The sequence below is a fragment of the Mycobacterium sp. IDUB_24 genome (assembly GCF_055419385.1).
Genome location: NZ_JBVAXO010000001.1, coordinates 1267340 through 1286447, shown reverse-complemented (window position 1 = coordinate 1286447; position 19108 = coordinate 1267340). Strand labels below are relative to the sequence as shown.

Genomic DNA, 19108 nt, shown 5'->3' with positions numbered 1-19108 from the left:
CCACGGTTACGGCTGGAGCGTGCACAACGTGAACGCGAAGGCCGGTGTGGCGGCTGTCGCGAGGACGAGAAACACCATCGCCAGGGACTGTGGGCGCCACCAGATCGCTCGCTGAGGTTGCAGCAGCCGGGTGACGCGGTCGGCCACCGCAGTCCCTGCCGCCGCCAGCACGCCATCGGGGACGCGGTGCCGGGTACTCAACGCGACGAGGCTGGCCAGCAGCGGCTCACGGCCGTGTCTGCGCGCGGCCGCGTCGTCGGCGCACATCTCCAGTAACGCCGGCACGGACCGGGCCGCCGCCCGCATCAGGGGCAGCCGCGGCAGCGCCGCGGCGAGGGTGTTGAGCGTCGCGATGACGTGGTGATGCCGGCCCCGCAGGTGTGCCCGCTCATGGGCCAGAACGGCTGCGAGCGCCGGTGGCTTCAGCAGCTGCAAAGCCGCCGTCGTGACGACGATGGCACTCTGCGGACCGCCGGATACGCAGTAGGCCGTCGGTTGGTCAGCCGTGATGGCCACGACGCCGTCGTGGCCGGTGGGCCTGCCGATGATCCGAACCGCTTCGACGTGTCGGCGGTTGGCACGCCGCGTTCTGTACATCGTGACGATCACACGGCGCGTGGTATTGGTCGCCACCGCGGCAGTGACCGCAAGCAGGGCGACGACCAATACCGTAGCCACAGTGGGCGGTAACGTCACCGCGCTGGCGATCCCCAGTGTTTCGACGCAGAACGTCGGTGCGCTACGAGTGATCAGGCTGTGGGCGGCACCCGCGATCAGGATCACCAACGCCGCCACCCAGGCGAATGATGCGGTTGCGACGACCACCAGCCAGCCCGCAACCGAGAGCCTGGGATGAATGCGGGCCGAGATCGGGCCGGCGAACAGCACCGGCGCCAGCCAGCTCAAAGCCATCGCGTAGCCGAGGAGAAACGTGACCGCGTTCATCGTGGCTGCTCCTCGGTGAACTTCTTGAGCGCCTGCCGGAGCTTCGTCGAGTCGTCGTCGACGATCTGCTCGAGGAAGAAGTTGAGAATCAGCTCGCTGTCGCCCCCGGATTCGAACACCGTGCGCATCAGCTGCGCGGAGTGCTCCTCACGGGTCATCACCGGCCGATAGCTGTACGCCAGACCGATCTTCTCCCGCTCCAGCCAGCCTTTTCGGAACAGGTTGTCCATGGTCGACATGACCGTGGTGTAGGCGATCTGGCGCTTGGCGACGAGCTCGTGATGCACGTTGCGCACCGTCGAGGGCTCGGCACGTGACCAGAGCACTTCCATCACCACAGCTTCGAGATCGCCAAAACCGTTTATTCCCATATCCATTACCGCCCGCGTGGGTGCGCCGTCACCATTTCGTGGTCTCGCGCGTCAAACCTATGTAGCGCGATAGTAGCTTCTCTGCTCATCGTGCCGTGCTCCCGCTCGCGGCACGCCGACGCCACAGCCGGACCGACCTCCACAGGATGAGTACCACCACGGCGCCTAGGATCAACCTGAGATCGCTGACCCCCGACGACAGCCGGCCCAGCCAGACCTGCAGGTCGAACTGTGCGTCGACGGAAAGCAGGCCGCCGAGATTCGCGGTGCCGTCGGTGAACAGGAACACCCCGCCGAGAACGATGAAGATCACCCCGGTGAGCAGCGAGGTGGTGTGGGTCTCCAGCGGACCCAGACGCACCGGCCGCCCACGCAGCCAGGTCCGCTCGGAGAGGTTGAAGCGCTCCCACAACCAGGCGAGCAGGAACAACGGCGCCGCCATCCCGAGGGCGTAGACCGCCATCAACAGTGCCCCGTAGGCCGGGTCCGCCCCCATCGCCGACATGGTCAGGACCGCGCCCAGCAGCGGGCCCGCGCAAAAGCCGGCCAGTCCGTACACAGCCCCCAACGCCAGCACCGAGACGGTGCCGGAGATGTTGATCCGGGCCGTCATCCGTTGCACGCCCGTCAAGCCGAACCCCTTGCCCGACAACGTCATCAGACCGAATCCGATCAGTACCACGCCGCCGACCATGGTGACTTCGCCGCGATAGCGGGTGACGACGCTGCCCAGCGCCCCGATGCCGGCGCCCAACGGCACCAGCACCGCACAGAGACCCACCCAGAAGGCGAGAGTGCGCCGGATCAGCAGGCCTGACCGGTCGAAGGCGTAGGCGAAGAACGACGGCAGGAGCAGGGCCGAGCAGGGGCTGAGCAACGAGGCCAACCCACCGAGAAAGGCGCCGAGCAGACCGATGCCACTCACGGTTCGGCCAACGCTCCGTCGATGGCACGCACGAAGTCTTCCGTGGGCTGCGCGCCGAGCATGGGCACGTCGTTGATCAGGAAGGCCGGAGTACTGGGGACGCCGATGCCGTTGCCCTGTGCCAGATCGGCATTGATGGCCGCGTCGAAGCTGTTTCCGCGCATCCCTTCGGTGAATCTGTCGATATCGGGGACACCGGCCTGTCTGGCGAAGGCGATCAGATCATCGTCCGTCAAGTCCGCCTTGGACCGCTCGGGTGCGGCCGCATAGACGGCGCGGTTGAATTCCCAGAACTTGCCTTGCTCGGCCGCCGCCCGCCCGGCGCGTGCAGCCGACATCGACTGCGGGCCGAAGATCGGGTAGTCGCGCCACTCGATGCGGAGTTGGCCACCATCGACGTAGCGCTCGATGAGTTCCGGCTCGGTGTCGCGACTGAATTTGGCGCAGAACGGGCATCGATAGTCGGAGAACACCACCAACGCCACGGGCGCGTCGGGATCCCCCAAGGCCAGCGGATCACCCGCCTGGCGACGCTCCACCGGAGTGTGACTCCCAGCAGTGCCACCGGCCGCTGCGTCGGTTGCCTGCGACGTCACCGACGGCCCCGCGGCAGGCGCCGCGGAGACGGCGTCCGTGTCGGGACGTATCAGCAGGTAGGCGATCAGAATGGCGCCGATGACAACCAGGCCTCCGATGAAGATGAGGTCTTTCTTGACGCTTTCTCGCCGTCCACTCACTGCGCACCTCCATGCTAGCCTTCCCTACGTAGCTACGCCGTAGCTACGTATTCTGTTCTAGCACACCGTGCCGCCGGGAAGCGGCCGACGAGATTGGAGGCGCCGGGATGTCGGTAGGTTCACCGCGGAGGCGGCCGATGCCAATCCTGTCGATGGTCTTCTTCCTCGCCATCAGCGCGGCCGTCTGGCTGGCCCAGCCGACGTCGATGTTCACCAAACTCACCGCCGGCGAGCAGACGCAGGTCAGCTTCACCGCGACGTCGGGCGCAGGACTGGTCGACGGGGGGACCTACGGCGTCGGCACGGTCATCGTGGCCAACTTCGCCGGACCGGTCGCCGACCGTGCGGCCGCGGAACGGCGCCTGGCGGTCAAAACCGCTCCGTCCGTTGACGGTTCCTGGTACTGGATGGACAACCGGCACGCACACTGGCGGCCACAGAGCTACTACCGCCCCGGCACCGAGGTCGTCGTGGCTGCGGACGACCAGGGAGCCGGCCGGGTTTCCTTCGTCATCGGAGAGTCGCACGTATCCGTCGCCGACGACACCACCAAGCAGATCCGCGTTTACCGCAATGACGAGCTGGTCCGCACGATCCCGACGTCCATGGGTATGGGTGGATCGGAAACCGTTGCCGGAAAGAATATTTCGTTCTGGACCCAGCCCGGCGTCTATACGGTGATGGACAAGGCCAACACCGTGGTCATGGATTCCTCCACCTACGGGCTTCCCGTCGATTCACGGCTGGGCTACAAGGTGACCGTCAACAATGCGGTACGGCTCACCAACAGCGGGATCTACGTCCATCAACTCGACAGCACGATCTGGGCGCAAGGCAAGACCAACACGTCGCACGGATGCCTGAATGTCAACGCCGACAACGGGCGGTGGTTCTACGAATTCTCCCAGCCCGGCGATGTGTTCGAGGTCCGCAACACCGGCGGTGAGCCACTACCCATCTGGCAGAACGGTGATTGGGGTGTGCCGTGGGACAAGTGGCTCGGCGGCAGCGCGCTACGGTGACGGCGTGGGTTCCAGCGCGACGGCGTGCTCCGCGGCACGACGACCCGAGAACACACAGTCGGCGATCGACAAGCCACTGACGTAGGAATTGACACACAGCCCGATGGCGGTGCGTCCCGCCGCATAGAGACCTGGAATCGATTGACCGGCAGGCGTTGTCACCGCACCGGTGAGTCCATCGACGATCAGGCCGCCGAGCGTGAACATCGGGCACGGGTTGAGCAGGCTGCGTCTGATCGAAATCGAGATCAGTGAGAACGGTCCCTGCTCAACAGGTTTGACGAACTCGTCGGGCTTCCCCATCGGATCCGGCAGTCCGGCCGAGGCTGCGGCGTTGTGGGACGCGACGGTGGCCAGCAACCCCGCCGGATCGACACCGGCCTTGGCGGCCACCTCTTCCAGCGTGTCCGCCACCACCCGGTCCGTGCGCAACATGGCTTCCATCTGCAGGCGTTGGAACCAGATGGCCTGCTCGGGAAGCTGAGCCCGGGCCTGCTTGAGCAGCCGGTGGTCGGCCAGGATCCAGCCGCGGCCGCCGTGGTCCTGGACCATGGCGTGGCCGACCGCGGCGCCGTAGCGGGTCTCGTCGATGAATCGTTGTCCGTGTTCATCGACGACCAATGCGCCCAGGAATGCGCTGGGCGGGGTGATGAAGCGCCACGCCGATACGTTGTCGAGGCGTTCGACCGCAGCACCGACGTCGGCCGCGAGGGCGATACCGCTGCCGTCATCTCCGGTGGTGCCCAACTGAAGCCCGTCGCGGTATGCGGGTGCATGCTCGGCGATCAGCTCCCGGTTGGCGATGTATCCGCCCGCACTGAGAATGACCGCCTTGCGCGCATGGATATCGACGGTGCGGGCATACCGACTCTCCAAGCGGTTCAACCGCTTTTCCATCGCGGCGCGCAGCGGCGGGTAGTAGATGCCCGGCTTGACCGCCAGCTCGGCGTACGCGCGATAGCGGCGCCGAACCCACGCCGGCGCATCAGCGAGCGTGCTCGTCCGCACGCCGACCACCCGGCCACCGGGGTCGGTCAACAGCGCGACGGCGCGGGTGTGGAACTGTGTGCGCACGCCGAGGCGCGCCGCGGATTCGGCGAGGGGCTCATAGATCTTCTTGCCCGACGCGCCGGGCCCTTTCGCCCGGTGACCGCGCTGCGCCGGCGGAGTGATCGCGCGGAAGCGCCCGGAGTTCTCGCTGCCCGAGTAGTAGAGGTAGTACTTGTTGTTCGGGTAGGACGTCTTGTACGGGCACACCGAGGCCTCGAACGGCACGCCGTGTTCGGTGAGCCAGTCGATCATCGCGGGGCTGGTGTCGACGAAGCGTCGCAGCGTCTCGGGATGCACCGCTTCGCCGATCTCGGCCTGCAGGTAGGCGTACATCGCGTCGGCGTCGTCGACGACTCCGGCCTGCCGCTGCACCCAGGTGCCACCACCCGCGTAGATGATTCCGCCCGACACCTGCGTCGCGCCGCCGCCGTTGAATCGGTCGATGGCCAGGACATCGGCGCCCCTGGCGCGCGCCTCCAGAGCTGCGCAGACGCCCGCGGCTCCGTATCCGACCACGACGACATCGGCTGTGTGCGCCTCTGGCATAGCTCTCCCCGAAAATCGTCGACCGCCGAACTAGACTTCTAGTTTGTACTCAAAGTACAAACTCGGCGCAACCGGTCCTCGTAGACTGCGCTCGTGGCTGCACAGAACGGACGGACCGTGCCCCCCGCGGTTGCCGAAAAGCTGTACACCGCGACCGACCTCATCGCCGCCCGCGGGCTGCAGAACACCAAGATCGAGGACATCGCGACGGCTTCGGGCGTCCCGAAAGCAACGCTGTACTACTACTTCAAGGGCAAAGACGACATCCTGGCCTTCCTCTTGCGGGACTCTTTGGATGCGCTCGCCCGCGATGTCGCCGCGGCTGCAGACGCCCCCGGATCGGGTCGGGACCGGCTCGCCGCCGTGGTCGGGGTCCAGGTCGCCCACACCATGAAGAGCCCCGGCACCAGCCGGGCCCTGGTCGGCGACCTCGGGCGCGCCATCCGACTACCCGAACTGACGTCGTCCGTCCAAGACGCGTTCTATCAGCCCATCACCCGAGTCCTGCGCGCCGGCGCCGCCGATGGCTCACTGAGAGACCTCGCCGACCCCGAAGGCACCGCGATCAGCATCTTCGGGGCCATCATGATGACGGCCATGCTGCACAACGTCATCCACTCGGCGAAGACCCAACATGACGTCGCCGACGAGGTCATGGACTTCATCCTCAACGGACTCGCGCCGCCGGTTTGAACGGGACCTCACGAAAACGGCCGTCGGAGCGTCTACCTGTCGTGAAAGCCAAACAGCCCTTCGAGGCAGTGGTCGAGGGCCACGGCCCCACGGTACTGCGGGTGTGTAGGGCCATCGTCGGACCAGTCGACGCCGACGACGCGTGGTCGGAAACCTTTCTGGCCGCGATGAAGGCCTATCCGGACCTTCCGGCTGACGCGAACATCGAAGCCTGGCTGGTGACGGTCGCCCACCGCAAGGCGATCGACATCACCCGGGCCCGGTCGCGGCACGCGATCCCCACCGATTCCGTGCCCGAGACACCCACCGCACCGCCGCACGACCGTGACGACGACCTGGCCGACGCGCTCGAACGCCTGCCCGCCAAGCAGAAGCAAGCAGTGGCCTACCACTACCTGGCCGGCCTGCCCTATGCCGATGTCGCCGCGATCCTCGGCGGTAGCACCGATGCCGCCAGGCGCGCTGCCGCCGACGGCATCGCGACCCTGCGACGTACCTATCGCGGCGAGCCCGCCGCCATCAGTACCTCCCGGAGAGGAGAAACCCGATGAACACCGACCACGACCTCATCCACGAGCTGGCGCAGATGGCCGACGGCACCGACCAGATGGCGACCCTGCGGACCCGGCTGGCCATCGCCGCCGATCACGACGGCATTCTCGACGTCGCCTACCGAACCGTCGACAGCCCGGTGGGCCCGCTGCTGGTGGCCGCCACCGAGCAGGGCCTGGTGCGCGTGGCCTATGCCCGCGAAGACCACGATGTGGTCCTGCAACAGCTCGCCGACAAGATCAGCCCACGCATCCTGCGCACGCCAACACGCCTGGACACCGTGGTCCGGGAACTCGACGAGTACTTCGCCGGCAATCGCCGCACCTTCGACATCGCGCTGGACTGGCGGCTGTCCGCGGGATTCCGCAGCACCGTGCTGCATCACCTCCCCGACATCGACTACGGCCACACCGCCAGCTACGCCGCCGTCGCCCAACTCGCCGGCAACCCCAAGGCCGTACGCGCCGTGGGGACTGCCTGCGCCACCAACCCGATGCCGGTCGTGGTCCCCTGCCACCGCGTGGTGCGCAGTGACGGCGCCATGGGCGGCTACCTCGGCGGCGTCGAGGCCAAACGGTTCCTGCTGGACCTGGAGGCCGCGGCATGAGCACCGCCGGATCGGATGGTCCGTGGCCGGGCCGGGTCGCCGCAGCCGACTGGGCCGCGATCCGTTCGGACCTCGACGCGGTCGGCTGTGCCCTCACCGGTCCGCTGCTCACCGCGGCCGAGGCCGACCGGATCGCCGCGCTCAACCCCGACGAGCACCTGTTCCGCTCCACGATCGACATGAGCAGATACCGCTTCGGGGAAGGTGAGTACCGCTACTTCGCGAACCCCAATCCCGACCCCATCGGGGCGCTCAAGCACGCGCTCTACCCTCGGCTGCTGCCGATCGCACGGGACTGGTGGGCCAAACTTCGCCGGGACGCGCCCTGGCCTGACAGCCTCGACGACTGGCTGGGCATGTGCCATGCGGCCGGGCAGACCAAGTCCACCGCGATCCTGCTCAGGTACGAGGCCGGTGACTGGAACGCCCTACATCGAGACCTCTACGGGGAACTCGTCTTTCCGCTGCAGGTGGTCATCAATCTGACCAGCCCCGGTGTCGACCACACCGGCGGTGAGTTCCTGCTCTACGAACAGCGTCCGCGCGCCCAATCACGCGGCACCGCCACCGTCATTCCTCAGGGTCACGGACTGGTGTTCACCACCAGGGACCGACCCGTGCCGTCGGCCCGCGGATGGTCGGCCGCACCGGTACGGCACGGGGTTTCGGTGGTCCGCAGTGGCACCAGATACACCCTGGGACTCGTTTTCCACGACGCCGCATGATGTCAAAAGCCAAGTGGTACACATTGATCGACGCGGATGGCCGTCCCTACCGCAGCGCAGCACCCGGAGCCCTGGGCGGGCACCGCGGCGGCAAGCTCTACGGCCGCCTCGACTGCCCGTCCGCTCTGCGGACCCTCGCCGTCGGCGGCTACGTCCGCAACAGGGTCTTCTTCGCCGACGAGGCGACCGCCGTCGCGGCCGGGTACCGCCCGTGCGGGGTCTGCCTGCCCGACGACTACCGGGCGTGGAAACGGGCGGAGCGTGCGGAAGCACCGTGAAGCTGACCTCTGCTCACAGCCATTTACCCCTGTGACCTGGGCCACTGCAAGTCTCACCGCCGAACCGTGCCGCATTGTGAGATCTGCCAATCGCTACGATCGAAGCGCTACTCATCCGAGGGGCCAGCCCATACGACCCACAGGACGCTTGATTTGAACTCGCCAGAACTCGCCCATTGGAATGCTCAGGAAGCACTCGCGGAGGCGATGATCCCGATCATCGGCACCCTGTACCGGGCGAAGGGCGTGACGGTCCTGCTGCACAGCCGGTCGCTGGTGAACAAGTCCGTCATCAAGATCCTGCGGACCCACCGATTCGCTCGACAGGTGGGCGGTGACGAGCTGTCGGTCGAAGAGACCTTCCCCTTCCTGCAGGCGTTGGCCGACCTGGACCTGGGCCCGTCGAAGATCGATCTCGGCCTGCTGATCATGGCGTACCGCGCCAGCGATGCCGGGCTGTCCGTACCCGAGTTCGCCGCAGAGGTGCTCAGCGACGTGACCGGGGAAAACAAGAGCGCGCCACAAGGCCCGCGGGACGTGGTGCTCTACGGGTTCGGCCGGATCGGCCGGCTCGTCGCGCGGCTGCTCATCGAGAAGGCCGGCTCCGGAAACGGCCTGAACCTGCGCGCTGTGGTGATCCGCAGTAACGGGGAGGGCGACCTGGCCAAGCGGGCGTCGCTACTGCGCCGCGACTCGGTGCACGGCCAGTTCAACGGCACGATCAAGATCGACACCGAGAACAACAGCCTCATCGCCAACGGCAACGTCATCAAGTTCATCCACAGCGATGACCCGTCGGCCGTCGATTACACCGAGTACGGCATCGACAACGCGATCCTGATCGACAACACCGGCAAATGGCGCGACCGCGACGGCCTCTCCAAGCACCTGCGCCCCGGTATCGCGAAGGTTCTGCTGACCGCGCCGGGCAAGGGCGATGTGCCGAACATCGTGCACGGCGTCAACCACCGCACCCTCGATCTCGAACAGCAGATCTTCTCGTGCGCCTCGTGCACCACCAACGCGATCGTTCCGCCGCTCAAGGCGATGGACGACGAGTACGGCATCGCCCGCTGTCACGTGGAGACCGTGCACTCGTTCACCAACGACCAGAACCTGCTGGACAACTATCACAACGCCGACCGTCGTGGCCGCTCCGCGCCGTTCAACCTGGTGCTCACCGAAACCGGTGCCGCCTCCGCGGTGGCGAAGGCAATGCCGGACCTGAAGGCCAAGATCAGCGGCAGCTCCATTCGCGTTCCCACGCCGGATGTTTCGGTGGCGATCCTCAACATGCAGCTGCACCGGCCGACCACCAAGGAAGAAACCCTGGAGTACCTGCGCCAGGCGTCACTGTCGGGACCGTTGAGCCGTAACCTCGACTACACCGCGGCGACCGACGCCGTGTCGAGCGATTTCATCGGCTCCCGGGCGGCGAGCATCATCGATGCGAACGCGACGATCGTCGACGAAGACAACGTGATCCTCTATGTCTGGTACGACAACGAATTCGGCTACTCGTCCCAGGTCGTGCGTACCGTTCAGTACCTGTCGGGCATCGAGTACCCCACGTATCCGCAGATGTGAGCTGACACCCGGAGCGCGGGTGCGTCCCTACCAGCAAGATCGGACGCACCGGCGAGGCTACACCGTTAACAACAGTCACATTGGTAACATCGCGCAATGCACGACTTGCCGGGGAACGACCGCCTTCGGCGATCAGGCCCGGTTACCCGGCGTGACGTGCTGCGCTACGCCGGCGCCGCATCCGCACTGGCGGGCCTGGGCGCGGTAGCCGCCGGTGTCGGCGCACCCACGGCGGCAGCCGCCGCTCCCACGCTGATCGACTTCGCGATGCGTCAGATTCCAGCGCAGCACATCCGAGCGGCCGGCCACTCCGGGGTGATCAATTACGTCTCGACGTCACGTCCGGGCTCGTCCATGGGCGCCAAACCGATCACCCTTCCCTATGCCAAGTCGCTGACCGCGGCCGGGCTGGTCATCGTCAGCAACTACCAATACGGCAAGCCGGGCGGGACAGCACCGTCGGACTTCACGCGCGGGCTCGCCGGCGGCGTCGCCGATGCCCGCACCGCCTGGCAGCTCCATACCGCGGCAGGTGGCGGCCAGAGTGCACCGATCTTCTTCAGCGTGGACGACGACATCGACCACAACACCTGGAACAACGTCGCGCTGCCGTGGTTTCGCGGAATCAACTCGGTGATCGGGGTGCAGCGCACCGGCATCTACGGGGGCATCAGACCGTGCCAGTGGGCCATTGCTGACGGCGTTGTCGGAAGGTCGAGCACGCCCGGCCGCGCGTGGGCGTGGCAAACCCGGTCCTGGTCTGGCGGTCAGGTCCACCCCGCCGCAGTGCTCTACCAGCGCATCGTCAGTACCGCGTCGAATCCCGGCCCCGTGGTCGGCGGGCTCGAAGTCGACGTCAACGATGCCCTGGCCCAAGATGTCGGCCAGTGGAACCTGCATCCGTGAGAGGTGACCCACCCCAATGGGTTGCGTTGCCGGCCAACGAATCACGGTTGGATGAGTAGGCAGATCACCGCTACTCGGGCTGCGGGTCGCTGCGCCGCTCAGCCATCGCCAACAGCGTCAGATGCAGTGCAGACAAAGCTGTGTGCAGCTCGTCCTTCACGACGGCGTCGCTGACATTCCGCTCGGCAGCAATGTGCCCGGTCGTCCGACCCCTGAAGTACGCCTCTCGAATCACCGCACGATGCGACGGCGACATCTGCTTCATCGCCGCGCCAACCACTGCGTCGTCAAACGCCGTTCCCATCCGGTCGGCTCGGGACGCGTCGTTGCGCCTCGGTCGTCCAGCCTCAGCGCCGGTCGTCATGACGGCCCACGGCCTTCATCACTTGTGTTTCGCCGCGCGGCGTCGCGAGCTCGGGTCCGGTATCCGAATGACGGCGGGCGTGCAGACCCGTCAGCATGTCCACGTCACCGGCCGTGGCCTGCGTCTCCAGGAGATAGTTGAGGATGTAGTCGTGAGATGTCGCCAGGTGCTCCCGGGTGAGCCGGGCGGCCAAGGCGGCATCACCCTCCTCGACTGCGGCAAGGATTGCGAGGTGTTCGGATGCCAGGTGTTCGGTCTGGCCCACGACCTCCAGGTGGACATACATATAGCGATCACCGAGACGTCTCAACTGCTCGACGAGCTCGATCATGCGCGGACGGCCCGCACGTCGATAGACCGCTGCGTGAAACTCGGTATTGGCAGCCAGCCACGTCGGCGTATCCGAGTGCTCTTCCATGATTTCGAGCTGCCTGCGCATCGTAAGCAGTTCGGCGCGACCGACATTCGAGACGGCGAGATGCGTGGCGACCGGCTCGATCGCCTCCCGCAACTCGTAGATTTCCTGCAATTCAGCCACCGACATTCCGGTCACCACCGCACTCGCGTTTGACGACGGCTGTACGAGCCCCTCGCCGGCGAGAATCTGGAGCGCATCGCGCACCGGAATACGACTCACCCCGAACTGCTCGGCGATGCTCTGCTGAGAGAGTCTCGTGCCCGGGCTGATGTCACCCTGCAGGATCTCCGTTCGCAGCCGTGAAGCCACCCGTCCGGCGGCATTTTGGTATGCCATCTGCTCTCCTTGTATACAGAACAGATTTCACATATACACCCGCGCCCTGGGTACGGGCTGTACGCGTGGGACCGCTGGCGACCACACCGGCGACTATCGCCACCGGCATGGTCGCTGACCTCAGCGTTTAGCTGGTCAGCCCGGCCAGCCGGTCCCCAGTGGCGGTAGCGCGGCCGCGAAGAAGTCGTGGCATGCCTCCGTCGCGGGCTTCAGCTCGGGAATACCGCCGGCGCTGACGTCGCCGCGCATCTTCGAGGTGTCGATGAGCGGATCACGGGCGGTAGCCGGGTCGGGGAAGTCCGGCACCCCGTTCTCGCGCACGCATTGCGCGAATTTGAGCGCGGCGTCCTGCTGCGCGGGAGTGCGCTGCGGGTGGGCGGGCCAACCCGGCGGCTGCAGATTCGCACATGCGCCGACTGCGGTCTGCCACGTAGCCTTCGAAACGGAGATGCCTCCGTAGGGAAAATGGCCTTCTGCGTTCGGATTTGGGAAATCCGCGACGCCGTTGGCCCGCATGCACTCGGAGTACTTTGTCGCCCGGTCCTGACCGTCAGGATCGGCGACAGCCTGGGCGGCGATGGCCAGACCAGCCGAGCCGATCAACGCGGCGATGGCAACGGTGATGAACGGGCGTCGGGTGTGTGCTGAGTTGTTGTTTGTCATGGCGCCAGTCAAGGCTCCGCGGTGTTGTCAGCACGTATGCGATTTTCGATATGCCGACGATATGGGATGGCTCGTAGTTTGGAGAGCATGCGTGTGCTGGTCGTCGAAGATGAGCCCTATCTGGCAACGGCGATCCGCGATGGCCTGCGCCTGGAGGCGATCGCCGCCGACATCGCCGGCGACGGGGACACCGCGCTGGAGTTGTTGAGCATCAACACCTATGACATCGCCGTCCTCGACCGCGACATCCCCGGACCCTCGGGCGACGAGATCGCCGAACGCATCGTTGCCTCGGGCAGCGGCACGCCGATCCTGATGTTGACCGCTGCGGACCGGCTCGACGACAAGGCGTCGGGGTTCGGACTCGGTGCTGACGACTATCTGACCAAGCCGTTCGAACTTCGAGAGCTCGTACTGCGTCTGCGAGCACTCGACCGCAGGCGCGCCCAGAACCGGCCACCCGTGCGGGAGATCGGCGGCCTGCGGGTGGATCCGTTCCGCCGTGAGGTCTACCGGGACGACCGATACGTCGCGCTCACCCGAAAACAGTTTGCGGTGCTCGAAGTTCTCGTCGCTGCAGAGGGCGGAGTCGTCAGTGCCGAAGCACTGCTGGAGCGGGCGTGGGATGAGAACGCCGACCCGTTCACCAATGCCGTGCGCATCACCGTTTCAGCATTGCGCAAACGTCTCGGCGAACCCTGGATCATCTCGACAGTGCCCGGTGTCGGCTACCGCATAGACACCGCAGACCGCTCCGAGCCTGAGGAACGAAACCATGGATAGAGCACCGGGATTGAGCCTTCGACTCAAACTCGCCCTCAGTTACTCGGGGTTCCTGATGCTCGCCGGCGCCTTGCTGCTCGCCGCCGTGTGGTTGTTCCTCCTGCGTTACGTCCCAGACCGGATGATGATCATCCCGGGCAGTACTGACATCGCCTTCCCCAACGACGTCTTTCCCATCCGGTCAAGGCTCCTGCACGTGTTCGCTCCGAGGGCGGCCGCCGTGATGGCGTTCCTGCTGGTGTTCGGCCTCGCAGGCGGGTGGCTGCTGGCCGGCTGGATGCTCGCACCTCTGACCCGTATCACCGCTGCGACCCGTTTGGCCTCGAAAGGGTCACTGTCGCACCGAATTAGGCTGCCTGGCCGCCGAGATGAGCTCCGTGAACTGGCCGACGCCTTCGACGCCATGCTCGAGCGGCTCGAATCGCACGTCGCCGAACAGCAGCGATTCGCCGCCAATGCCTCCCACGAACTGCGCACCCCACTGGCGATCACGAAAACCCTCCTCGACGTGGCCCGCCAGGATCGCACCGCTGTCACCGGCGAGCTGGTCGAACGCCTGCACGCCGTCAACACCCGAGCGATCGACCTCACCGAAGCACTGCTGCTACTCAGCCGAGCCGATCAACGATCCTTCTCCCGAGAACCTGTCGACCTGTCCCTCCTCGCCGAAGATGCCACCGAAACGCTTCTGCCCCTGGCAGAAAGGCACGGCGTCACCATCGAGACGTCCGGCGACACGGCCCTCACCATCGGCTCCTCCGCGCTCCTGCAGCAGATGACGACGAACCTGCTGCACAACGCGATCGTCCATAACCTGCCGGAGCACGGCAGCGCATGGGTCACAGCCGGCGTCCGCGCCGACGATGTGGTCCTCTCTGTCGAGAACACCGGTGAAAAACTCACCCCACAACTGGTTTCGACCCTTGTCGAGCCGTTTCAGCGCGGCTCCGAACGCATCCGCACCCACCACGACGGTGTCGGCCTCGGCTTGGCAATCGTCAACAGCATCATCCAAGCCCACGGCGGAACCCTCACCCTCACCCCCCGCCCCGCCGGCGGGCTGTGCATCACGGTGCAACTACCCGCGAGGCACCGACAGGCGGTGGTGGTGACCGACGGTGCGCACCCGCGGCTGGACTCGAACCAGCAACCTCCTGCTTCGTAAACAGGCGCTCTCTCCAGTTGAGCTACGCGGGCATCGTGTGCCGCGCCCCTGGACGGATTCGAACCGTCAACCTTCGCCGTCGGAGGACGACACTCTGTCCGCTTGAGCTACAGGGGCATGGACCGGGGTGGGGTGGGGTGGCGGACGGGATTCGAACCGCCGGTCAGGCCATCGCCGGCACGCGGTAGCGGTCCCGCTCGCGCGGTTCGTAGGGCTCCCAGAACAGCCGCATTCCCGCCTCTTCGGGGGTGCGATTCCCCTTGCGTCCGTTGCACGGTGCGCATGCGGCGACCAGATTCAGCCACGTGTTCGGGCCGCCGCGCGACTCGGGAACGACGTGGTCGAGCGTGTCGCCGTATCCACCGCAGTAGGCGCAGGTGTAGCCGTCACGGTCCAGTATCCCCAGACGCGCGACCCGGCGGCCGGGCCGGTACGGCACGTGGACGTACTCACGCAGCGCCACCGATACCGGGAGCTCGATGACTGTCGACGGGCTGTGTATGTGTACGGCTGGGCTGTGGCGCTCGATCACGTAGACCGAACCCCGCAGCAGCAGCCGTACCGCCTCCCGCCAGGTCACCTGGGTCAGCACGCGGTAGTCGGCGTTGTACACCGTCACGGCCTGCCGACGGTTTGACTGTTGACGAAAGTGCTTCATGACCGCGTGCCTCCTCTCTGATTTTCGTCGCGGGCCGATGGTGCGCTCGGCAGGAGTTGAACCTGCATGCCCGTGTAGGGCACCCGGGTCTGAGCCAGGCGCGTCTTCCAGTTCCGCCACGAGCGCGGATGCCAAACTGTGCAGTTTTCAAAGGCTCGACACGACAGGGTATTTCGTCCCGCAATTTCGTTCTACGCACGTTCGTTCGTGTGTGTTGCCGCCAACAGCATGCGGTGTCGAACTTGCGAATGTCTAGGGTATTTTTCTTTGCAACCCGTTGCACGCCAACACTTTTGGGTGCGTCGAACTACAGGGACGTCAGGCGACGTTCCTGTCAGCGACAACGGCGAAGTTGAGAGATTTGTGAGATTGCTCTTCGGGCAAGGCGCCGCGCTCAACCGACTGCCGCGCAACGGCTTTAGCGCCAAAGCTGCCCACGTACGACAAACTCGCCGTGGATGCCTCGTGCATCCCGGCGAGCAGCACACAGCCGTCGCAGAACCTGATCACGCCGTCACGGTAACACCGCATTGCGACAGGTCCCAGCGATTTTCAGGCGGATCGGGCGTGAGCATTTCGAATACTCACGTGCGCTCAATGATCCGCGCGGTCGCGGTGGCGGTGGCGGTTGCGACGATGATCGAGCCTTCCTCGGGGTGGGCCTCGACAAGTTCGAAGCCGAGTGTGCGGGCTGCGGGTGGCATCGGCGCCCGCCCGGTCACACCGTCCCAGAACGCTCCCGTTCGTTCCATGTCACCCCCGTTCAGCGCCCCTGTTGGCGATGGTAGCCGCGGCGCCGCGATCGCCAGCCAATTTGTTAGGCAGTCTATATATCAGGTAAGGTACCGACCCGCTTCGGCGTGGCACCACGGCCACGCACCGCACGCAGCAGCGAAGGAGGTCCGCCGCATGACTCAGCAGATGGTCGAACGCCCGTCCGCCCCGACGGGAGGTGGCCTGCTGGTTGCGGTGCTCGCGGCCGCCGGCGTCAGCGTCTCGATGATGCAGACCCTCGTGGTCCCCCTTGTTCCGCAATTGCCGGAGTTGCTGAACACCTCCGCAGCCAATGCGTCCTGGGCGGTCACCGCCACGCTCCTGACCGGCGCCGTGGCGACTCCGACGTTCGGCCGCCTCGGAGACATGTTCGGCCCCCGGCGGATTCTCATCGCCTGCGCGGTCCTCCTCACCGCCGGGTCGGTGCTCGCCGCGCTCACCAGTTCCCTGCCACTCCTCGTGATAGGACGCGGGCTGCAGGGCTTCGGCGCTCCGGTAATCCCGCTGGGAATCAGCGTGCTTCGAGCATCCCTACCAGCCGACCGCGTCGGTTCAGCGATGGCGATGGTGAGCGCCTCGCTCGGGGTGGGTGGCGCGCTGGGCCTGCCACTGTCCGCGGTGATCGCCGAGCATTCAAGCTGGCACGTATTGTTCTGGTGCGCAGCAGGTCTCGGCCTGGCCTCGGGCGTCCTGTTTGCGACGATGGTCCCCGATATCGTGCCCTCGTCCTCCATGGGCAAGTTCGACGCACCGGGTGCGGCCGGTCTGGCCATTGCCCTGCTGCTGTTGCTGCTACCGATCTCCAAGGGCTCGACGTGGGGATGGACCAGTCCCCTCACGCTCGGCCTGCTGGCCAGCTCCATCGCGGCTTTCGTGGCATTCGGCTGGTGGCAGTACCGCGCGCCGACGCCGCTGGTCGACATGCGTACGACGCTCAAAAAACCCGTACTGCTGACCAACCTGTCGTCGGTGGCCATTGGGTTCGGGATGTTCGGCACCAGCCTGATCGGCCCCCAGATACTGCAGATGCCCACGACGATCGGGCATGGTCTGGGTCAGTCCATGGTGATGGCGGGGCTGTGGATGGCACCGGGTGGCCTGGCAATGATGGCCACGTCACCGATCGCCGGCAAGGTGATCGCCGCGCGCGGACCGCGATTTTCGCTCATCCTCGGTGCCGTCATCATCGCGACGGGCTACCTGGGCGGAACACAGCTACTCGGTTCACCGGCGGGCGTTCTGCTGTTCGGCGTGGTGTGCAGCACCGGCGTCGGCTTCGCATTCGCCGCCCTGCCCACCCTCATCAACTCTGCCGTTCCGGTGTCGGAAACCGCTGCCGCCAACGGGATCAACTCGCTGGCCCGCTCACTGGGCACGTCTACCTCCAGCGCGGTCACAGGTGCGGTGTTGGCCCAGATGACCATCGCCGTCGCCGGTCACACATTCCCGACACTCGCAGCGTTCCAGACCGCCATGCTGATCGCCGGAGGTGCGGCCATCGTCTCGGCGCTGCTCGCCCTGATGATCCCCGCCTCTGTCCCGACGCCGCCGGTGTCCGACGTCGAACCGGTTGTCATGCCCGTCCCGGTGCGACGGCGGGCCCAACGACTCGAAAACGTCCTGACAGCGATGGGCCGGCAGGCAGCCGTCGCCTTGCAGATTCCGTCGACGCCATACCGACTGGACCGCGGCGACTACGTCGTCGCCTCCTACCTCGGCGGCGGACCGCCGCTCACCTTGAAGGAGTTGGCGCGTTCGGTCGACAGTGCGGATGAGACCGTCGAAGAGCGGGTGTCGACCCTCATCCGCGACGGTTTCGTCGGCCGATCGCCGACCACCGACCTGGCAGCACCACCGCGCTTCATGCTCACCCCGCAGGGCCGCACCACCTTTGAACGTCAACGCGCGCTCAACATCTCGCGGTTGGAATCCATCCTGTCGCGCTGGGACGACGGCGACGCCGCGGCACTCATCGGCTACCTCGGTCGCCTGTCCGACGGAATCGACGACGTAGTGCAGCAACAGAACCGGGCGATGGCCCCTGCCGTACCGACCGTAACGAGCACACCGCCATCACCCAACGCGCCGACCGCACCGTTGCACACACCACGGCCACCTCGGCCGCTCCAACCAGCGGGACCGCAGTCATCCCGAGAACGGTGGAACATTCCCCCGGGGCGGCCGTGACCGGCGTTGGTATGCCGCGTGGCTCAGGTGCGACGCGCCGGGTTCAGCAGCCGGCGTGCGACGGTGTCCAGCGCGTACCCCAGTAGACCGATGACGACGATGACCGCCACCACCTGGTCGTAGGCCAACTGGTCGCGGGCATTGAGAATTTGATAGCCGAGACCTGAGCGCACCCCGAGCATCTCGGCGGGCACGAGCACGATCCACGCGACGCCCAGTGCCAGCCGGATCCCGGTCTGCACGTCGGTGCGGATCGCCGGCAGGATCACTGCGCTCAGCAGTTCGGACCGCGTGGCGTGAAATGAGCGGGCGACGTTGAGCAGCCCTGGGTCCACCGCGCGCACACCCGCTGCGGTGTTCAGCAGCACCGGCCACACAGCGGCGACCGCGATGAGGAAGATCACCGGCTGATTCCCGATACCGAACAGTGCCAACGCAATCGGCGTCCAGGATAGCGGCGAGATCATCCGCACGATGGCGATGATCGGCCCACCGGCGCGTTCGGCGACAGCGGACAACCCGATCAACAGGCCCAGCGGTATCCCGATGACAGCGGCGACGGCGAGCCCGATCACCAACCGCCACAAGCTGACACCGAGATCGCTCAGCAGCACACCGCGCTCGATGAGCCCGGCGAGCGCGGGCATCACCCGCTGCGGTGCGGTCTGCCGCAGCAACGACTCAGGTCCGCTGAGCACGGAGGTCGCGAGCCACCACAGCGCGACGGTGATCGCAATGGCAACGGCTGGCGGCGCGAACCGCCTCAACGAATTCGAAACACCAACCGATGCACGGATTTTGTCGGTACTCACGATG

General features: G+C 66.2%; 23 protein-coding genes and 3 tRNA genes. 11 read left to right on the top strand and 15 right to left on the bottom strand.

Annotated elements, in window-relative coordinates:
* Nucleotides 1–6 precede the first annotated feature (6 nt).
* From ACZYZF_RS06205 to ACZYZF_RS06190, 4 genes are all read right to left on the bottom strand, one after another.
* Nucleotides 7–945, bottom strand: a complete 939-nt coding sequence (locus ACZYZF_RS06205; RefSeq protein ID WP_463743055.1) for a M56 family metallopeptidase — start codon at nucleotides 943–945, stop codon at nucleotides 7–9.
* Nucleotides 942–1316 carry a BlaI/MecI/CopY family transcriptional regulator gene (locus tag ACZYZF_RS06200; RefSeq protein ID WP_463744117.1) on the bottom strand — a complete coding sequence of 125 codons (375 nt, stop codon included), beginning with the start codon at nucleotides 1314–1316 and terminating at the stop codon, nucleotides 942–944. Before ACZYZF_RS06200 ends, ACZYZF_RS06205 begins: the two co-directional genes overlap by 4 nt.
* Before the next feature lie 85 nt (nucleotides 1317–1401).
* A complete protein-coding gene (locus tag ACZYZF_RS06195; protein ID WP_463834888.1) occupies nucleotides 1402–2241 on the bottom strand; it encodes a cytochrome c biogenesis CcdA family protein in 840 nt (279 codons plus the stop codon).
* A complete protein-coding gene (locus ACZYZF_RS06190) occupies nucleotides 2238–2978 on the bottom strand; it encodes a DsbA family protein (protein WP_463834887.1) in 741 nt (246 codons plus the stop codon). The genes ACZYZF_RS06195 and ACZYZF_RS06190 overlap by 4 nt, the downstream gene beginning before the upstream one ends.
* A 137-nt stretch (nucleotides 2979–3115) precedes the next feature.
* On the opposite strand from ACZYZF_RS06190, the gene ACZYZF_RS06185 reads away from it, so the two are divergent.
* Nucleotides 3116–4000, top strand: coding sequence for a L,D-transpeptidase (locus ACZYZF_RS06185; RefSeq protein WP_463834885.1), 885 nt, complete (start codon nucleotides 3116–3118; stop codon nucleotides 3998–4000).
* Here the strand turns inward: ACZYZF_RS06185 and ACZYZF_RS06180 are convergent.
* Nucleotides 3992–5596 (bottom strand): FAD-binding protein, encoded by a 1605-nt coding sequence (locus tag ACZYZF_RS06180; protein WP_463834884.1) that lies wholly within the window; start codon nucleotides 5594–5596, stop codon nucleotides 3992–3994. The two genes, ACZYZF_RS06185 and ACZYZF_RS06180, sit on opposite strands and share 9 nt — an antisense overlap.
* A gap of 93 nt (nucleotides 5597–5689) precedes the next feature.
* Here ACZYZF_RS06180 and ACZYZF_RS06175 point away from each other — a divergent pair, with 93 nt between their 5' ends.
* From ACZYZF_RS06175 to ACZYZF_RS06145, 7 genes are all read left to right on the top strand, one after another.
* On the top strand, nucleotides 5690–6289 hold the full coding sequence (locus ACZYZF_RS06175; RefSeq protein WP_463834883.1) for a TetR/AcrR family transcriptional regulator: 600 nt from the start codon (nucleotides 5690–5692) through the stop codon (nucleotides 6287–6289).
* 41 nt (nucleotides 6290–6330) lie between these two features.
* Entirely contained in the window at nucleotides 6331–6840 is a 510-nt protein-coding gene (locus ACZYZF_RS06170; protein ID WP_463834882.1) for an RNA polymerase sigma factor, read from the top strand.
* Between the two features lie 56 nt (nucleotides 6841–6896).
* A complete protein-coding gene (locus ACZYZF_RS06165) occupies nucleotides 6897–7448 on the top strand; it encodes a methylated-DNA--[protein]-cysteine S-methyltransferase (protein ID WP_463835152.1) in 552 nt (183 codons plus the stop codon).
* Entirely contained in the window at nucleotides 7445–8173 is a 729-nt protein-coding gene (locus tag ACZYZF_RS06160; protein ID WP_463834881.1) for a 2OG-Fe(II) oxygenase, read from the top strand. Before ACZYZF_RS06165 ends, ACZYZF_RS06160 begins: the two co-directional genes overlap by 4 nt.
* Nucleotides 8170–8451: an Ada metal-binding domain-containing protein gene (locus tag ACZYZF_RS06155; protein WP_463834880.1), complete on the top strand. Its 282-nt coding sequence runs from the start codon at nucleotides 8170–8172 to the stop codon at nucleotides 8449–8451. Before ACZYZF_RS06160 ends, ACZYZF_RS06155 begins: the two co-directional genes overlap by 4 nt.
* Nucleotides 8452–8604: 153 nt before the next feature.
* A complete protein-coding gene (locus ACZYZF_RS06150; RefSeq protein ID WP_463834879.1) occupies nucleotides 8605–10038 on the top strand; it encodes a glyceraldehyde-3-phosphate dehydrogenase in 1434 nt (477 codons plus the stop codon).
* A gap of 96 nt (nucleotides 10039–10134) precedes the next feature.
* Nucleotides 10135–10944, top strand: a complete 810-nt coding sequence (locus ACZYZF_RS06145; RefSeq protein WP_463743065.1) for a DUF1906 domain-containing protein — start codon at nucleotides 10135–10137, stop codon at nucleotides 10942–10944.
* 70 nt (nucleotides 10945–11014) lie between these two features.
* Here the strand turns inward: ACZYZF_RS06145 and ACZYZF_RS06140 are convergent, their stop codons facing one another.
* The 3 genes from ACZYZF_RS06140 to ACZYZF_RS06130 all read right to left on the bottom strand — a co-directional run bounded on the left by ACZYZF_RS06140 (nucleotide 11015) and on the right by ACZYZF_RS06130 (nucleotide 12725).
* Nucleotides 11015–11248, bottom strand: a complete 234-nt coding sequence (locus ACZYZF_RS06140; RefSeq protein ID WP_463834878.1) for a sigma factor-like helix-turn-helix DNA-binding protein — start codon at nucleotides 11246–11248, stop codon at nucleotides 11015–11017.
* Between the two features lie 43 nt (nucleotides 11249–11291).
* Nucleotides 11292–12062 (bottom strand): GntR family transcriptional regulator, encoded by a 771-nt coding sequence (locus ACZYZF_RS06135; RefSeq protein WP_463834876.1) that lies wholly within the window; start codon nucleotides 12060–12062, stop codon nucleotides 11292–11294.
* Nucleotides 12063–12197: 135 nt separating this feature from the next.
* Nucleotides 12198–12725, bottom strand: coding sequence for a hypothetical protein (locus tag ACZYZF_RS06130; protein WP_463743068.1), 528 nt, complete (start codon nucleotides 12723–12725; stop codon nucleotides 12198–12200).
* Nucleotides 12726–12812: 87 nt separating this feature from the next.
* Here ACZYZF_RS06130 and ACZYZF_RS06125 point away from each other — a divergent pair, with 87 nt between their 5' ends.
* Together ACZYZF_RS06125 and ACZYZF_RS06120 are read left to right on the top strand one after the other, a co-directional pair.
* Nucleotides 12813–13508, top strand: coding sequence for a response regulator transcription factor (locus ACZYZF_RS06125; protein ID WP_463743069.1), 696 nt, complete (start codon nucleotides 12813–12815; stop codon nucleotides 13506–13508).
* Entirely contained in the window at nucleotides 13501–14673 is a 1173-nt protein-coding gene (locus tag ACZYZF_RS06120) for a sensor histidine kinase (protein ID WP_463835150.1), read from the top strand. The genes ACZYZF_RS06125 and ACZYZF_RS06120 overlap by 8 nt, the downstream gene beginning before the upstream one ends.
* On the opposite strand, the gene ACZYZF_RS06115 is transcribed toward ACZYZF_RS06120, so the two are convergent.
* The 6 genes from ACZYZF_RS06115 to ACZYZF_RS06090 form a co-directional block, all read right to left on the bottom strand.
* A tRNA-Arg gene (locus ACZYZF_RS06115) sits at nucleotides 14632–14705 on the bottom strand. The two genes, ACZYZF_RS06120 and ACZYZF_RS06115, sit on opposite strands and share 42 nt — an antisense overlap.
* An 11-nt stretch (nucleotides 14706–14716) precedes the next feature.
* A tRNA-Arg gene (locus tag ACZYZF_RS06110) sits at nucleotides 14717–14790 on the bottom strand.
* A gap of 46 nt (nucleotides 14791–14836) precedes the next feature.
* Entirely contained in the window at nucleotides 14837–15331 is a 495-nt protein-coding gene (locus ACZYZF_RS06105; RefSeq protein WP_463743070.1) for an HNH endonuclease, read from the bottom strand.
* 38 nt (nucleotides 15332–15369) lie between these two features.
* Nucleotides 15370–15457: transfer RNA gene (locus ACZYZF_RS06100), tRNA-Leu, on the bottom strand.
* A gap of 192 nt (nucleotides 15458–15649) precedes the next feature.
* Entirely contained in the window at nucleotides 15650–15841 is a 192-nt protein-coding gene (locus ACZYZF_RS06095; protein WP_463834875.1) for a hypothetical protein, read from the bottom strand.
* Nucleotides 15842–15915: 74 nt separating this feature from the next.
* Nucleotides 15916–16083, bottom strand: a complete 168-nt coding sequence (locus ACZYZF_RS06090; RefSeq protein WP_463834874.1) for a hypothetical protein — start codon at nucleotides 16081–16083, stop codon at nucleotides 15916–15918.
* A 157-nt stretch (nucleotides 16084–16240) separates the two neighbouring features.
* Between ACZYZF_RS06090 and ACZYZF_RS06085 the strand changes: the two genes are divergently transcribed.
* Nucleotides 16241–18292, top strand: a complete 2052-nt coding sequence (locus ACZYZF_RS06085) for an MFS transporter (RefSeq protein WP_463834873.1) — start codon at nucleotides 16241–16243, stop codon at nucleotides 18290–18292.
* A gap of 23 nt (nucleotides 18293–18315) precedes the next feature.
* On the opposite strand, the gene ACZYZF_RS06080 is transcribed toward ACZYZF_RS06085, so the two are convergent.
* Nucleotides 18316–19104 carry an ABC transporter permease gene (locus tag ACZYZF_RS06080; protein WP_463834871.1) on the bottom strand — a complete coding sequence of 263 codons (789 nt, stop codon included), beginning with the start codon at nucleotides 19102–19104 and terminating at the stop codon, nucleotides 18316–18318.
* Between the last annotated feature and the right edge of the window lie 4 nt (nucleotides 19105–19108).